The 16,477-nt window shown below is 68.4% G+C and carries 7 protein-coding genes; 3 read left to right on the plus strand and 4 right to left on the minus strand.

Annotation, left to right across the window (positions count from 1 at the left end):
* Nucleotides 1-366 precede the first annotated feature (366 nt).
* The 3 genes from ACWEQL_RS01875 (at nt 367) to ACWEQL_RS01885 (ending at nt 12,251) form a co-directional block, all read left to right on the plus strand.
* Nucleotides 367-3,327 carry a helicase-related protein gene (locus tag ACWEQL_RS01875; protein ID WP_452148159.1) on the plus strand — a complete coding sequence of 987 codons (2,961 nt, stop codon included), beginning with the start codon at nt 367-369 and terminating at the stop codon, nt 3,325-3,327.
* A complete protein-coding gene (locus tag ACWEQL_RS01880; RefSeq protein WP_452148160.1) occupies nt 3,321-7,187 on the plus strand; it encodes an Eco57I restriction-modification methylase domain-containing protein in 3,867 nt (1,288 codons plus the stop codon). Before ACWEQL_RS01875 ends, ACWEQL_RS01880 begins: the two co-directional genes overlap by 7 nt.
* A gap of 135 nt (nt 7,188-7,322) precedes the next feature.
* Nucleotides 7,323-12,251 carry a DEAD/DEAH box helicase gene (locus ACWEQL_RS01885; RefSeq protein ID WP_452148161.1) on the plus strand — a complete coding sequence of 1,643 codons (4,929 nt, stop codon included), beginning with the start codon at nt 7,323-7,325 and terminating at the stop codon, nt 12,249-12,251.
* 139 nt (nt 12,252-12,390) lie between these two features.
* On the opposite strand, the gene ACWEQL_RS01890 is transcribed toward ACWEQL_RS01885, so the two are convergent.
* From ACWEQL_RS01890 to ACWEQL_RS01905, 4 genes are all read right to left on the minus strand, one after another.
* Nucleotides 12,391-13,272 (minus strand): hypothetical protein, encoded by an 882-nt coding sequence (locus ACWEQL_RS01890; RefSeq protein WP_452148162.1) that lies wholly within the window; start codon nt 13,270-13,272, stop codon nt 12,391-12,393.
* Between the two features lie 209 nt (nt 13,273-13,481).
* Nucleotides 13,482-14,276 (minus strand): hypothetical protein, encoded by a 795-nt coding sequence (locus ACWEQL_RS01895; protein WP_452148163.1) that lies wholly within the window; start codon nt 14,274-14,276, stop codon nt 13,482-13,484.
* A gap of 51 nt (nt 14,277-14,327) precedes the next feature.
* Entirely contained in the window at nt 14,328-14,912 is a 585-nt protein-coding gene (locus ACWEQL_RS01900) for a hypothetical protein (protein ID WP_452148164.1), read from the minus strand.
* Nucleotides 14,913-15,111: 199 nt separating this feature from the next.
* Nucleotides 15,112-16,467 carry a tetratricopeptide repeat protein gene (locus ACWEQL_RS01905; RefSeq protein ID WP_452148165.1) on the minus strand — a complete coding sequence of 452 codons (1,356 nt, stop codon included), beginning with the start codon at nt 16,465-16,467 and terminating at the stop codon, nt 15,112-15,114.
* Between the last annotated feature and the right edge of the window lie 10 nt (nt 16,468-16,477).

Consider the following 16,477-nt stretch of genomic DNA (forward strand, 5'->3'; position numbering starts at 1 on the left):
CAACCCGAGGTGGAAGGCCGGACGGCAGTTCTGCGTAACCGCGAGGACCTCACCGACGAGCAGTTCGCCACCATGTGGAACGCGCTCCTAACTTGCAGCTTCTGCGGACACCTTCTCGCTACGCACCGACCCAGCAGGCCTGCCCCTCACTTGCCCTCACGTAAAGCTATGGCGAGGACGCAGACGGCGACTACGCCTGTCATCGGGGGCGCGGCTAGCTAGCTGTACCCAGGGGACTTGCTGGTTGTTGCTGCTCGGACCGGCCCGGTGCCGGTAACCATCGTCTGCACTCTCTTCCCGCAGCACCGCGCATACGCCCGGTAGCCTTCTCCCTGGCCGGTCAGTATGAGGGAGACATTGACGATCATGTACGAGCGCGGGATGCGGGTACGCCTGCGAGATCGGCTATGGGAAGTGGAGGCGGTACGCGGTGCCGGCGCCGAGACCTTCCTGGACCTGCGCCGTGTAGATAAGGAACGCCCCGGACCGGAACGACTGACCGTGCTGGCGGGGCTCGAGCCCACCCTTCGCCCCGAGTCGTCCACGAAGCTGTCCTTCGAACTCGGGAACCCTCTGCGGTTGAACGAACTGCATGACGCGCTGGCCTTGACCATGGCCCACGGCCGTGGTGACCTCCTCGCGGTGGAGCACGGCCGGATCGACGTCGAGCCGTACCAGCTGGTCCCGGTGCTCGCGGGTATGCGCCAGCCTCGGCTGCGGCTGCTGGTCGCCGATGACGTGGGTCTCGGCAAGACGATCGAGGCCGGCCTGATCCTGATGGAGCTCGCCCGCCGCGGCCGGGCCGATCGCGTGCTTATCGTCTGCCCGGCCGGTCTGCAGGACCAGTGGGTGGAGGAGATGAGGTTCCGCTTCAACCTCGATTTCACCAAGGTCGACAGCCGGAAGTGGCTGGAGGTGCGCCGCGACCACCCGACCACGGTCAGCCCGTGGACCGCGGTTCCGTACGCCGTGTCGTCCGTTGACTACCTCAAGAACAACGTCGGTGCCATCCAGGCAGCGCCCCAGTTCGACGTCGTCATCATCGACGAAGCCCACCATGTGGCCCGCGCCTTCGCAGGCGAGGGCCGGTCTAGCAGCACCGACCGCAGCCGTCTCGCCCGCGCTCTCGCCGACCACAGCCGCGAACTGCTTCTGCTGTCGGCGACCCCCCACAACGGCTACCAGGAATCCTTCGCCAGCCTGCTGCAGCTGCTCTCCCCGCATCTGGCCTCGGACGACGGCCGACTGGACACTGACCTCGTCAAGCCCTACATCGTCAGGCGGCTCAAGGACGACGTCGCCCGCGGCAATCCGCCGCAGCCGATCAGCCGGCGACGCCCGCCGGCACCGATCGAGGTGCGGCCCACCAGCCGTGAGAAGGAGATCCACCAGCGCCTTCGTGGGCACACCAAACGTGTGCTGCGTGCTCTGAAGGACGCGGACTCCTACTATGTTCAGGCCTTCGCGCTCGAAGTGCTGCGCAAGCGGGCTCTGTCCAGCCCCTACGCCCTCCTCCAGAGCTTGCGGCGACGCGCGGCAAATCTCGGTGTCCCCGCCGTTGACCACGCAGGCAAGCGCAGGCTCGACGCGCTGCGCCAGTACCGGGGCGACACGGCTCTGCCGGAGACCGAGCTCATGGCGATGGAAGAAACCGCCCTGGAGGGCGTCGCCGCCCACCTCAAGGCGGATGATCTCCAGGAGGAGCGGCGCCTGGTCGGCCGGCTCTTGGAACAGGTTGAGGCGCTGGCTCCCGGCGACGACAGCAAACTGACCACCTTGCGAAGCTGGCTCAACGGCTTCCGCGCGGGCCGCCGCGGCGAAAGGGTGATCATCTTCACCGAGTACCGCGACACTCTGGAGTACCTGGAACAACACCTCGGAATGGGGCCGTTGCTTCGGATCGACGGGACGGTGCCGCTGGCGAGGCGGCGGGCAGTGCTCGATGAGTTCGCTGGCACCCCCGGGGCGATCCTGCTGGCCACGGATGCAGCGGGCGAAGGACTAAACCTGCAGGACGCCTGCCATGTGCTAGTCCACTACGAACTGCCTTGGAACCCCAACCGCTTGGAACAGCGCAACGGCCGCGTGGACCGCTACGGCCAGCAGCACGTCGTCGAGATCAGCTACCTCTACCTCGCCGAGACCCGCGATGAGGAGATCCTGCAGCGCCTGCGCGAGAAGCTCGGCACGATCACCGAACAGCTGGGCTCCAGCAGCGACATCCTCGGCGTCGCGGGCCGCAGCGAAGTGATCGACGGGCTGCTGGAGGATCTGACCGACGAGGAGTTGGACGAGCGACTGGAACGGGCAGTCCGCCAGGTTCAGGACTACCTCGACAGTAGCGGAGCCCTCGCTCTAATGCGGGGTATGCGTGGCGAACAGGAGGCCGAAGCCGAAGCGCAGACGAAGGACGCCAGGGAACAGGCTCGCTGGCTTCTGCCGGACTTCGAGGAGTTCGCCCAGCTCGTACGTTCTGTCGTCCGGCAAAGCGGCGGTCAGGTCGACGGCGCGGGAGAGGTCCTGACCATCGATGCCGGCCCTCTGCTTCGGCAGTACCCCCAGGTGCCTGAGGAACCGTTCCTGGCCACCTTCACTCGCGATGCCGCACTGGACCCGGCCAACCACGGCGTTGCGTTCCTTACACCGGCTCACCCGCTGGTGCGCGCCGTACTGCAGCGAGTTCGCGCCCGGCTCTACGAGGAGCGCGCGACCGATCGCGTCGCCGTACGGGCCGTCACCGAGGGCGGCGAGGGATGGCTCTTCACCTACAGCGGGCGGATCACTGCGGACGACGGCCGGCTGCTGGAGGAGCCGCTCATCCCCGTCTTTGTTCCGCTCGACGACGACGGAACTCCCGGTCTGCCAGGCGCAGACGAAGCGGCGGACCTCAAGCGGCTGCGCCGGCGCGCCGTTCCGGCCAAGGAGGCCGTCGACCAGGCGCAGAAGCGCCTTTCCAGCGGATTCCAGGTGGCTGCGGATCTCGGCCAGCAAGAAGCCTCACAACGCCTCGCGCGCCGGGTCGAGACGGTCCACGCCCAACTGGCCGCGGACGCTGAGCGTCTGCACAAGGACTTGGCACGCTGGCATAGTGCCGAACTCGTAGCCGCGGAGCAGCGCTTCGCGTCCGCAGTCGGAGACACCTTCCAACTGGGGCTGTTCGCTGACAGCGGGCACGGCGCATTCCACAGCCTCGAGGAAGCCAAGCTGGCTGTCGACACGGAGTTCGACCGCCGGCGAACGGCGTTGGACCGGGGATTCCAGGTGGCCGAGGTGGCCACGAGTGAACCTGTCGGCTGCATCGTGTGCGTGGAGATCCAGGAATGCTGAATGTCACCGTGGCCGGCACCACGCTGTCCACGTACTACCTTGCCGACCCCGCCCTCTTTCTGCGGGACCAGCGGGGCCGCACCGGCGCAGAGGACGCGCTAGAGGGTATCCGGGACGCGAAGCGCGAACTGCGCCGTCTCGTCGCCGATATCGACGAGACGAGCACCGCGGGCGACACCCGCCGCCGGATACTCGCCTGGTTGGCCTGCTTCGGTTGGCGCTTTCCCGCCGGCCTGCCCGCCATAGGAGAGCCAGTTCCTGCCCACCGCGCGCCACAGGATGACCTGGCGCCCCGTCAGCTTGGAGACGATCTGGTCTCCGTGCTCGTGGCCCCGCCCGGCCAGCACCTGGACGCCGCCCCGAGCGGGCGGAAGGTAGGCGGGCTGCGCCCGCAGCGGCAGGCCGAGATGTGTGCGCGGCAACACCAGCTTCCCGCCGTTCTCCTGAGCAACGGCTCGGAGCTGCGCGTCATCCGTCGTGACCCCGGCCTTGGCGGCGAAGCCAGCTACCTCGCTGTGGACCTGCTGGGACTGGCAGAACTTGGAGACGCACACGAGTGGCAGGTCCTCTGGGCACTGCTGCGACCCGAGGCGTTCGCCCCTGACTCCGACGGCGAGGTCCTCTGGAAGCGGGTCGAAGAGGCCAGCGCGGAAGCCGCCACCGCCGTCAGCGAGGACCTCTCCGGAGGCGTTCGCACCGCCCTACGCGCAGTGGCCAACGGTGCGCTCGACCACTGGCGGCGACACGGCCGTGAGCTACCGGAGCCTCGTGCTTTGTTCGCGGACGCTCTCAAGATCGCCTATCGCATGCTGTTCGTCGCGTACGCAGAGGACCGCGGCCTCCTGCCGATCGGCACTCCGTCCTACGACCACGGCTACTCCCTGCGTGCGCTCCGCCGCCAGCTCCACGAGCCCGGCACGGCGTGGGAGCCAGACGGCGGCTACCTGTGGGCATCCCTGCAGGCGCAGTGGGCCATGCTGCGGGACGGGATCGACGCCGGAGAACTGCAGATCACGGGCTTCAACGGCGGCCTGTTCGACCGGAGCAAGTGTCCGCTCGTGGACGAGCCGACGATGCTCATCGGCGACTCCTACGTCGCCGAAATGATCCGCGCCCTGTCCTGGACCCGGGCCGGCAACGGCCAGAACGCGGGGCTGCGCGCCGTCAACTATCGCGAGCTCGGGGTGGAGCAACTCGGCAGCATCTACGAGGGCCTCCTCGCGTTCGAGCCCCAGATCGCAGACGTGCCCAAGGCACTCGCCAAGATCGGCCACGCACAGACCGCTCCTGTGCAGGTCCTCGATGCTGACAAGCTGCCCGGCAACGCGGTGGTGCTCGAGGAGTACCCGGTCGGTACGTTCTACCTCTTCGAGGCCAGTGGACAACGCAAGGGCTCCGGCTCCTACTACACCGCCAAGCCTCTGGCCCACTTCGTCGTCGGGGAGACCCTGCGCCCACTGATCGAGAACGCCACCCCGGAGGAGATCCTCGCCCTGCGCGTCGTCGACCCAGCGATGGGTTCGGGCGCCTTCCTCGTACCAGCTGTTCATCAGCTCACCGAGGCATACGGTGAAGCCCTCATCCGCAAGAACAAGGCCCTGGATCACAAGCTGGACGACGCGGAACGGGCGAAGTACCGGCGGCTCATCGTGGAGCGCTGCATCTACGGTGTCGACCTGAACCCCATGGCCGTCGAACTCGCCAAGGTCTCCCTGTGGTTGACCACAGCAGCGGCTCGAAAGCCGCTCTCCTTCCTGGACGCCCACCTGCGGTGCGGGAACGCGGTCGTGGGGGCCTCCATGGACACCTGGACCGGTGTCCCGGCCCCGGCACAGGGCGGTCGCGTCGCCCGCCGCGCTGTGGACGACAACGAGTTGCAGGACTCGCTGTTCGCCATCGAGGAACCCGATCTGTCCACGATGGTGCGCATCCGCCACTCCATTGCTCGCAGCCCATCAGAGGACCGGCTCCAAGTCCGAGACAAGGAGAAGGAGTTCGCGAAGCTCCTGGACCGCAATGACTTCCGACGACTCCGCGACATGGGTGACTGGTGGGTCGCCCCGTTCTTCTATCCCAACCAGTTGCGCAGCAACAGCGGGCAGTGGCTGGCCGGCCACGAGGCGGTCAAGCGCGGTGAGAGGCCGCGCGGCGAGCTGGCAGCCGTTCTCGAACGTGTGAGGGAGGAAGTCAGGCCATTTCACTGGGAGGTCGAGTTCCCGGAGGTCTTCTACACCAGCGCCGGTGAGCGGCGAGCGGACGCCGGCTTCGACGCGGTCCTGGGGAACCCTCCCTGGGAAGCCATCACCTTCAAGGCCGCAGAGTTCTACGGGCGGTTCGATCCGTCATACGGGCTACTGAAGAAGAAGGACGAGAAGCTCGCCCGGCAAGACGAGCTTGACGCCCGTCCGGAGGTGGCCGACGTTCGGACCTTCGCAGACGCCCACCTCAACGGGGTGAAGTCCTTCATCAAGAACTCCGGCGCGTACCAGATGCTGTACGCGCATGGGACGACGTTCAACTATTACCGCACCTTCCTCGAGCGGGAGATGGCGCTCACCTCGCCGACTGGGCGCCTTGGCGTCCTGATCGACTCCGGAGTCGTATCTGATGCAGCAACCGCGGAGCACCGCCGCGAGCTGTTCGAGAACTGGACGATCGATCAGTTCGTCCTGTGTGACAATGTGAATGGCCTCTTCCCGATCCACCGCAGCGAGCAATTCCTCCTGCTGGTCACCGCAGCTGGCGGATCGACCGACCCGCTACCGTTCACCAGCGGTGTGGACGATCTGGACCACCTTCTCGATCTCGAGAATCGCACCCTGCCAATCCCGCGGGCCACCATTTCGGCGCTCGCACCGGAGACCCTGGCCGTACCCGACACTCGCGACCCGGCCCTTTTGGACGTATTTGCAGCGATCTACGACAATCGGCCGCTCCTCCTCGAGGACATGACTGCGGGGGGATGGGAGGTCGACTGGGGCCGCGAACTGCACTTGCAGGACGACAGGAAGATCTTGTCCGCAGCCGGGACGGGCATCCCCCTGCGGGAGGGCAAGCACATCCACCAATACGTGCACGACTTCGCGGCTCCCACGTACCGGCTGCTCGACCCAGAGGGTGAGGCTGCGCTGCTCGGACGCGCAATGAAGCGGGCCAAGGCCAAGGGCGACCCAGCGCTGCGGCCACGGCGAAAGGGAGAGAAGGAGCTGGTCGGCCCCGAGATCCGCGAGGGCGGTCTGGAACTGCCCTCGGAGCACTTCCGTCCCTGCTTCCGAGAGGTGGCCCGGGCCGGCGATGAGCGGACGCTGATTGCCACGGTGCTCCCACCGGGCACGGCTGTGACGAACGCCGTGCACTACTTCTACCGATCGAGCTGGGAGCCAGCGAAGAACGGCTACCGTACCGTTCTCCCTGCACCTGCCATGGTCTACGTCGTGGCGCTGATGAACAGTCTCGTGTGGGACTTCCTTGTCAGGCGCAAGGCCAGCGCGCACGTCACCAAGAGCATCATGGCCACCATGCCTGTCGCTGACGTGCCTCTTGACCAGGGCCCAGGCGCCCACGTGGTCGCGTTGTCCGCGCGGCTCACCTGCCGCGGGGCAGAGTTCGAGGAACTTGCCGAGGTCCTCGGCGTTGAGTGTGCACCGCTTTCAGCTTCCAAGGAACGCGAACTGCGTGCCGAACTGGACGCCCGCGTCGCCCACCTTTACAAACTGAGCACAGATCACCTCGAACTGATCCTGGCCGACTTCAAGGAGAGCGCGAGCAGCGAGGGCAGTCCTGTTCGGCCGGACGAGGCCTACAAGGAGCTCGTTCGTAACCACTTCGCCCGACTCTCGGAGCTCTCGGAGCGGTCTTGATCTCATTCGTGCCCGGCTGTCGGTGCACGACACTACGCTGCTCACTGTGGGTTGCTCAGACATCAGTCTGAGCAACCCGGCGAGCGTTGGCGTGGTGGACCGCCCGGGTGGCGGCTGGGTGTGGGGAGAGCAAAGATGAATCCACTGGAGCTGGCCGACCGGCTGCGCGAGGATTACCGCCGCTTCACGTGGACGACGTACCCCGTTGCAGACGAGAGACTGCGACAGCAGCTAGAGCACATGGTTGACGAACAGGCGCTGCTCTGGCGAGGCCCTTACCTGTCCGTACAGCCCCGCTTCCAGCTGGACGCGACGCTCGCGGAGCTCGGCGCGCGAATCGGGCTCCCAGCCGAGATGTCCGACGCGTTCCCGCGCGTGGAGCACCTATTCACCCACCAGGTTGAGGCGATCTCCCTGATCTGGGCAGGCGGAAACGCACTCGTGGCCACCGGCACTGGCTCCGGAAAGAGCGAGGCGTTCCTTGTTCCGGTCGCTGCCCATGCTTACGCCAACAAGCACCGGCCCGGCCTCAAGGCTATCGCCCTGTACCCGATGAACGCCCTGGTCAATGACCAGGAAGACAGGGTCAAGGATGTCTGCTCCCGACTCGGTCTGACCTACGGCGTCTACACCGGGAACACCGCACAGAGCGATCGCGCACACCTGCAGGAGTTCCCGCCCGACATCCTGCTGACCAACTACTCGATGCTGGAAAAGCTGCTCACCCGCACCGCCGACCGCCAGCTCTTCCGGCATGGGGAGCTGCGCCACCTGGTCTTGGACGAGGTGCACACCTACCAGGGAGCGCTTGGAACGGAGATCGCCAGCCTGGTACGGCGTCTACGCGGCCACACGAATGCCGAGTTGGTCTGTGTGGGACTGTCCGCGACCGTGAGCGCCGGCGGTGACCATCAGGCGGATCTCCGGCGCACCGCCGAATTCGCCAGCAGCTTGTTCGCTTCGCCCTTCACCACTGCCTCGATCATCGAGGAGACGGCCGTACCGCAGCCGGAGCCTGACCCGCAGTCGGTTGGCGCAGGCCCGGACCCGGAGCAGCTGCGCGCGGCGCTGGCCGACGGCGGCGACACTGGGCGGCTTCGCACGCTCCTCGGAGATCCCGAGGCCAGCCCCGTCCTCAATCTTCTGCGGGCGCATCTCGCAACTCCGAGCACGGTGGAGGAGCTGGTGCGGATCCTCGCCGAGTTGCCCCAGCGCGCCGAAGTCGATGCGGAGGCTCTTCACGACGAGGTCGCAGGCTGGCTGCTGCTCGGCGCTGACACTCATACGCCAGCGGGGCCGCCGGTGCTCGAGGCGAAGGTCCACCTCTTCCTGCGCGGTCTGCCAAGCCCGGTGCGCTGTACGGGAGACAGCGGCCACCTGCTCCTGGATGGAGCGATGACCTGCAACAAGGATGGCTGCGGGGCGCGAAGCACGACGCCGATCGGTGTGTGCCTCGGCTGCGGGCAGGACTACGACCTTGAGCGGGACCAGCCGGGAGGACTAGTGGTCCGCTACCTGGCGCGCCAGCTGTGGACCGAGGATCCGTTCAGTGTTCCCCGGGTTGGCGACCAGAACTGGTACCCGGCCAGGCGCTGCACCCGTTGCGGGCTGGACGCCGCAGGTGCGTCCTGCCTTGGCTGCGGTGACCCCACCCGTGAGGTGTTCGTCGCGGTGCCCAAGGACCAGGGCAGGCCGCTGACTACCTGCCCGGTGTGCGCGTACTCCCGTAGCAGCGGCGCCGTTCAGGAGTTCAACGCGCGCACCGCCGCGGCCGTGACCGCCACGGCTTTCAGTCTCCACACCGGGCTGGCGGCACAGAGCGACGACCCGATGCTGCGCCGGCTGCTGATCTTCGCCGACTCCCGGCAGGACACCGCCTTCCAGGCCGGCTACCTGCGTGACCGCGCCCGTGCGGTCCAGGTTCGGCGGCTGATCGTCGAGGCCGTCACCGCCCGTGCCGACGGGGGCGATGCGCCGGCGAGCTTCAACGGCCTGGTGGAGGACGTGTTCCGGCGCGGCCAGGAGTCCGGGCTCTACACCAATCCGCGGGGCCGCGACGCCCGCAGGCGCGTGCTGCGCGTGTGCGAGTGGGACGTGCTCGGGGAGATCGCCAGCGACGAGCGCCGCCCGCCGACGCTCGAACGCCTCGGCCTGCTCACGGTCGGCTACCCGGGGCTGGACGACCTGAGCGAGGAGGAACTGAAGCCGCTGCTCGACCTGCTGGGCCCCCACCCGGACAGCGCACGCTGGCTCCTCGCCCGCACGCTCGACCTCGCCCGGACCAGGAAGGCGGTAGCACACGAGCTGCTGAGCAGCCGGCTGGACGCGAAGACCGAGGCGGAACTGCTGGAGGCCGGCGCGACCATGGCCCGCGGGCAGGCGGTCGCAGGTTTCGGGGACCGTACGACTGCTCCGGCCGGGACCGCGCCCATCGCGCTCAGCGCGAAGGGCTCCGTCGGCCGTCTGGTCAAAACCGCGTTTCCGCTGGTCAACGACTCCTCCACCGTCGAGCGAGCCGTGCGTCAGGCCGTCAGGCTACTCGAAGAGCATGAGCTACTGAAGAAAGTTCAGGTCGGCTCCGGGCGGAGCCAGATCAGCCTTCTCCAGGTCACCGCGCAGGCTCTGGAGATTCGCCCCGCAGCGGAAACGCTATACAGGTGCCGGGCATGCAAGGCCGTCCAGCCCGCCCCGTCCCCCCGGCACCGGTGCGCGACGTTCAACTGCAAGGGGCTGATGGAGCCTTGGCACGGCGACGAAGACGACCACGAGCGCCTCCTCGCGACCGCTGACACCTCTTTGGTCGTCAAAGCGGAAGAGCACTCGGGCCAGGTGCCGCTGAAGCAACGCGAGGAGATCGAAGAGCGTTTCAAGGACGGTGACCTGAACCTCCTTGTCTGCACCATGACGTTGGAGCTCGGCGTTGACCTCGGCCAACTACTCGCGGTCATCCTGCGCAACGTGCCGCCGCGTCCCAGCAACTACGCGCAGCGCGCCGGGCGCGCCGGGCGGCGCGAAGAGCGGGTCGCCCTGGTCGTCACCTTCGCCGGTGGCCTGCCGCACGACAGCTACTACTACGCCCGTCCCGTGGAGATGATCCGCGGCGCCATCCGCCCGCCGTCGTTCCTGCTGGACAACGAGCGCGTCCTCAAGCGGCACGCCCGCAGTATGGCACTTGAGCTGTGCGGCGAGGACCTTCCCACCTGGATGCAGCAGCTGGTAAGCCCTGACCAGGACGGCGCGCTGCAGGGCGTCGCCGAAGTCAGCAGCGCCCTGAGCGGGCAGGCGGATCGAATCGCCGAGCGCATCCGTAGTAGCTTCCGCACCGGCCTCGGTGAGGACGATCTTCCCTGGCTCGACCTCGCCTGGGCCACCGGTGTCGTGGAGAACTGGATCCCCGACCTCGACACGGCAGTCGCCGCCTACCGAGACCGGCAGAAGAGCCTGCTGGAGGAGTGGCAGCAGGCGACCTCCACCCCCGGCAACCGCGATGCCTCCCGGGCCGTCAGCAGCATCCAGGCGAGCCTCGACGCGATGCGGCACACCGACTACACCCGCGCATACGTCCTGAACTACCTCAGCTCCGTTGGCTTCCTGCCGTCCTACGCCTTCCCCACCGACACCACGACCCTGGCCCTGGAGCGCGAGACCGCCGAACTCGCACAGGACTCGGTGCAGGCCCTCAAGGACTACGCCCCCGGCCAACTCGTCTATGCCCGCGGCACCAAGTGGCTCGTGGACCAGGTCGATTTCAGGCGAGCCAACCTGGTCAACGCCGAGGGCACCGGCAGCCTGGCGCACATCAACCTCTGCGCCGCTTGCGACACCGTCAACGACCCGACGACCACGCACTGCCTGTCCTGCAACAGCGACGACCTCCACCCGCAACTCAGCGTGCCCATGCGAGCCATGCGCGCCACCCGTCGACAGCACATCTCGGCCGACGAGGAACAGCGCGCCCGCGCCCCGTTCGAGGTCACTCATCACCTCGGCGCCCCGAACACCACCGAGACCTGGCTGTTCGAACGGCCCGGCCTAGTCCTGAACTGGGAGCGCGGCGCCGACCTCACTATCCTCAACCGAGGCCGACTCGCCAAGGACAACCGCGACAGCGAACGCTTCATCATCTGCACCGGCTGCGGACTCTGGTTCGACGCCTACCCGAGCAGCAAGCCCACGCAGGCCCAACGCAACCGAGCCACCCTCCACGACAAGATCTGTTCCCAGCACAGCCTGCAGTACAGCGTCCTGCAGCTCGACCGGCGCGTGGACTGCCTGCAGATCCTGCCCGACCTGGAGGACCTGGGCATCACTCCCGAGAAGCTGGAGGAATTCCTGGCCAGCATCCGTGCTGCCTTGGACCTCGGCTGCCGGATCACCCTGCAAGCCGGCGACGAGGAGGTCGCAGGCTTCGATTGGCCCCGCCCCGACCCGGAGAGCGAGGACACCTCCATGCGCCTCGCGGTCCTGTACGAGGAGGTACCCGGCGGCGCCGGATACCTGCGCCAGCTCGCCGAACGCTTTGGAGACGTCGCCAAGTCCCTGCTCTCGGTACTCGACGATTGCTCCTGCGAACGCTCGTGCTACGCCTGCCTGCGCTCGTACGGCAACCAGCTCGAAGGTGATCTCCTCGACCGCCATGTAGCCGCCGACTTCCTGCGCCGGTTCGTTGATGCACCGGACGTTGAGGGCCGTCGCGTCCCCAGCTACTCAGACGTCTTCATCGGGCGGCCCCGGTCGGCCATCGAGCGGCGGCTCGCCATCTCTCTCATGGCCACCGGTGTCCCCAAGGGACAGGCCCAGTATTCCTGGGGCGACCGGGGGTCGACCGACGGCGTTCCCCGCCCCGTGACGGTGGCCGACTTCGCCTGGCCGGAGCACCGCCTCGCGGTGTTCTGCGACGGCTGGGAGCACCACCACACCCCGGAGCGCCGGGCTGCCGACAAGCGCAAGCGCGACGCCATGCGTGACGCCGGTTGGACCGTCCTCTCCTACTGGGGCGGCCAGATCGTGCGAGACGCAGACAAGTGCACCAGCGAGATCAAGCAGTACCTGACCCGGGAGTGAGTCGATAGGTGTGGCGCGCTGGGCCGGAATACCCAGCGCGCCACAAATCGAGCCAAGACTCATACCACTGGCGTCGATGTCGTCGGCGCCTCGGGTCGGCGGGCGGGCGCCCACCTCCCGCCCCCCACCCGCACCCTGGCTACCCGGCCACCGGGACCGGCTCCGGAACCTGGCGCAGTTCGGCAGGCACCTCATGCACAGCCCATCCCAAACCGCGGGTCCACCGGTACACCGCCGCCGGCTCGAACCTGGAGGCCAGCCAGACGTCCCCGATGTGGCCCGGGACGTCCGGGTCGCCGACTGGCTCGAAGCGGTGCCTGAGTGCGATCCCGACCGACAGGTGAGACTGGTCCGACCAGATGAACAGGTGGGCCTCGGGTGCGGCCGCCAGCTTCTTAACCTTGTTCTCGCCCGCAGGCGTCGTCAGGAAGTCAGAGACGTACGGGCTTACGGACTCGGCCGTGGGCGAAGCGACGCCGTTGCCGATGGTGAAGGCGAAGACGCGGCCGGCCAGCGCCGGATCAGTGCTGATCTGCGCAGCCGAGATGACGCCGATACTGTTCATCGTCTCCAGCATGGCGGCGTGCTCCGGCACCGGCTGGCCGTCGGCCCACCGGATCTTGTCCTCGTAGGGCAGCAGGCTTGCCCGGGTCTCCCCGCGCTGCTCCAAGTCCTTGAGTAGCTCGCTGAGCTTGCTGGCTGGCGCACCGCCGATTCGGGCGCCGGGGCGGAACCGGACCGTCCAGGCGCCGACAAGTCCGGGGATCACTGTCTCGTCCCCGTCGTACTCCTTGTTGATCGACTTCCACATGGCCTGGACCTTGCCGTCGGTCGTGGAGCTGATCTCCAGCCCGATCGTGCGCGCGTCGTCGGGCTCATCGGGACGGGCGAGCCAGGCATCGATCATGCCGGGCTCGGTCTGATCGTCGACCGCCACCGTGCGTGTGCCGAGCACACCGTTCACGATGGCTGTGGCCAGGTTCTCCTCAGGGGTCGGCTCGACCCCTCGCTTCTTCGCCATGCTACGGAGAGTAGGCGCTGTCACTGTCCGGAGTCGAGCGATTCTCCGTTCAACTCGCTTGACTGCCCGTCGAGTTCGCGATCAAGGCCATCCGCATGCGCACCGATGGTGCTCGGGGCATGAGGTGCTGGCCGAGGGCCTTCCGGGGCCGCCTCGGGCCCGGCTGGGGTCGGCTTGGCCCGGGGCGGCCTACGGGTGTGAGAGGTCGTTCAGGCAGCCTTCCCGGCAGGCAGGGCGGGGATGGCGGGCAGGAGGACTGCCTGGAGTCCGTTGTTCCACATCTGCAACTCGCTGCCCTGCGGCCGGAAGTGGCGGGCGCGGTGCTGGGGTGCCTCCACAGGTGGCGGAGTGCCCAGACGGTCTCGTTGCGGCTGCGCCACCACCAGGCCTCCTGCGGCGAGGGGGGCGAACTCCCGGTCCCCGGGGATCGCGGCCAACGAGGTCCCGTCAGGGCCGACGATGTGCTCGACGGCGATGTCCACCGTGCCGCTCTCGGAGTCGAGGCTGATGAGCAGGGCGCTGGCGGCGGGGTGCTGGCTGCGGATGCGGGCGGCGAGCATGCCGGCTACGTCTGGGGCGGGCAGGCGGAGCAGGTGGCGGGCCGGGGCACCGGCGCCCATCGGGACCACGGGGAGACCGCTGACGTTCAGGGCATCGGGCAGGAGACCTTCCATGTCCTGGATCTGCAGGTGGTCGCGGAGCGATCTGCGTTCGCCTTCCCGACGCCGCCACAGCTCTCGCCGGTGCGGGGTGACCAGGACGGCGTGGACCTCGGGCCACAGGGCCTGGATGCGTGGGCCGCCGGCTTCGCTGGTGAACTCAATGCTGGCTGCTCCCGGGCGGAACGCCCTGGCGGCCGCGAGGAGTTCGAGCGCGGCGGCGGCCAGTGCCGCCTCCGCGTCGGCGGTGGCGGCCCGGGCGGTGTCGTACGGGCTCTGGAGGTCCGCGCGCTGGAAGGGCGCGGGGATAGGCGGTGGGGCAATCACGATCTTCGGAGTTGGCATGCGGTGTACTGGGTTGGGGCCGGGCCGCGCGGCGGCGGCCCGGCTCGCGGGTCACTTGGTGGCAGCGAGCTGGCGGTGGGCCAGGTCGGCCAGGCGGTCGGTGAGGTCCTTCGCGGCACGAAGCTCAGCGGAGGAGTGGCCGGTCCCGGTGGCACAGCTGTCGAGGAACTGCTTGGCGATGGTGGTCAGGCGCCACATCGCGAGGGCGTCGTAGGCGGGGATCGTGCGGGTCCAGACACTCTCGGGGCCGATGCGGTGGGTGATGCCGGCGCGGTAGGCGAGCAGCAGTCGGTCGTCAGCCTCGTTGCCGGTGTAGTCGGTCGGGAGGCGCCCGTCGCGGGTCAGCCACTCGCAGAAGGGGCCGGGCAGGACGAGGGTCCATCGGCGGCTGGAGACGGCGTGGTGGCGGGCCTGCTCGGCGTAGGCGGCGGCGTAGCCCATGTGCCGGTGTACGGCCTCCGGGTTGGTGTCGATCGCCTGGAGCGCCCAGTCGTAGCCGCAGGCGGCGCGTTCATGGTGGCGGCGGGCGGAGGGGCCCAGGGTCTCGTCGGCGGCGCTGCGGCGGTGCTTGTCGCGGGCGGTCCGCAGGTTCTCCGGGGTGGGCCGGTCGAGTGCCGGCGCGGCGGGGTTGGACATGGTGGCCTTCGGATCGGGGCTGGGAGCGCCGCAGGGCGTGCCCGGCCGTGGTCTGGGGCCGGGCACGGCCAACGCCCCCAGCCTCTCCAGCCGATCAGGCCGCTGGAAACATCAACTCCCCTATTTTTCAGTTGGGTTGACTGTCGAGGTCTAGCGGCGTTCCCGCTGGCGGTGCTCTCAAGCCCGATCGGAGGCTCGGCTAGGCAGCGGCGAGTTTGGCCACGCGCTTGGCCAGAGCGGCGGCGCCGGGGATTCCGCGCCCGGTGTAGACGGTCATGGCTGAGCGGACCGTCTTCAGCTCCTTCCGGTTCCGGTTGGACGCTACGCCGTCCATCAGGTCGAGGCTCTGGCCCCAGAGGACGACGGCTTCCTCGTGGCGGGACTGCGCCGCGACGGACTTGGCGATGTTGGCGAGGGTCAGGCCGCGAGCCCGCTGGTAGGCGCCGGACTCGCGTCCTTCCAGTGCCGCGCGGTAGTGCCGTTCGGCTGCGGCGTAGTCCTTCACCGCGGTCAGGGTCCTGCCCATGTGCGACGCCACGGTGGCTTCGACCGGACCGGATGCGGCAGCGTAGGTGGGGACGGCGTCCCGGCAGGCGAGCACGGCGTCCTCGGCGGCGAGGAGTGCCCGCGCGGCCTTCTGGCCCTCGCCGCTCGCCCCGTATGCGCGTGCCGCCGTCACGAGGAGCAGCGCCTGCGTGCCGCGGTCGACCTTGCCGTGGGATCGTGCGAGAGCCGCCTCCGACAGTTGCACCGTGTTCATGGGCTGGTTGAGGTCGAGTGCCTGGTGGACGAGTGCGCGCATCAGCCAGGCGGCGTGGCCTGCGTCCTCGGAGGAGCAGGCGAGTTGGAAGGCGAGCAGGTAGTACCGCTGAGCGGCGCCCTCGCGGCCGAGGTCGTGGAGTTTCCAGCCGATGAGGGTGGCCAGTTCGGCAGCCGCCCCGTAGGCCGCGCGCCGTACGGCCTCGGCGGGGTGTGCGGCTTGGAGCATCGGCAGGACGGTATCGGTCAGGTAGGAGACCGCCGTGGTGAGGCCGTGGCCGCCGCCGAGCCGGTCGTCGGCGCTGCGGAAGGCGGCGGTGAGCTGGCGCACCGCCGCTACTTCTCTGGCGCCGGCGCGGCCGCCGTTCCTGGCGGCGCTGAGGGTTGCGGCGGCGGCCTGGTGGTCGTAGGCGAGCGGCAGTCCAACAGCTGCGGTGGAGAACGTGAGGGCGAGGAAGTCGCGGCGACGGTGCACGAGGTGCCTCCCGAGGTCGGCAACAGTGGCGAGGGGATCGGCGGTCATCGCCTCCCCGATGCCGTCGCAGCCTAGACCGATTTCGGACGGGGTCACCTTCCGCTTCACCATTCGGGTGAGCGCTTCCGCAATGTAGGCCACTGTCTGGCCTGTTGGGGTGCCGCCGGCGATCCAGGAGTGGACGGCCGATGGCGAGGTGCGCAGGGTCACGCCAGCCTCGGCGGCGACGGCCCGGACCGCCTTCGCCAGGGCTTGGTACGTACACCCTGCTTCCTCAACGACGGCTAACAGCAGCCGGTTCGACTTCCTATGCTCCGTCAACTAGCACCAC

The organism is Kitasatospora sp. NPDC004240 (genome assembly GCF_053603215.1).

Coding starts and splice junctions, on each gene's coding strand:
- ACWEQL_RS01880 (WP_452148160.1), top strand. CDS start 3,321: ATGCTGAATGTCACCGTGGCCGGCACCACGCTGTCCACGTACTACCTT.
- ACWEQL_RS01885 (WP_452148161.1), top strand. CDS start 7,323: ATGAATCCACTGGAGCTGGCCGACCGGCTGCGCGAGGATTACCGCCGC.
- ACWEQL_RS01875 (WP_452148159.1), top strand. CDS start 367: ATGTACGAGCGCGGGATGCGGGTACGCCTGCGAGATCGGCTATGGGAA.
- ACWEQL_RS01895 (WP_452148163.1), bottom strand. CDS start 14,276: ATGCCAACTCCGAAGATCGTGATTGCCCCACCGCCTATCCCCGCGCCC.
- ACWEQL_RS01900 (WP_452148164.1), bottom strand. CDS start 14,912: ATGTCCAACCCCGCCGCGCCGGCACTCGACCGGCCCACCCCGGAGAAC.
- ACWEQL_RS01890 (WP_452148162.1), bottom strand. CDS start 13,272: ATGGCGAAGAAGCGAGGGGTCGAGCCGACCCCTGAGGAGAACCTGGCC.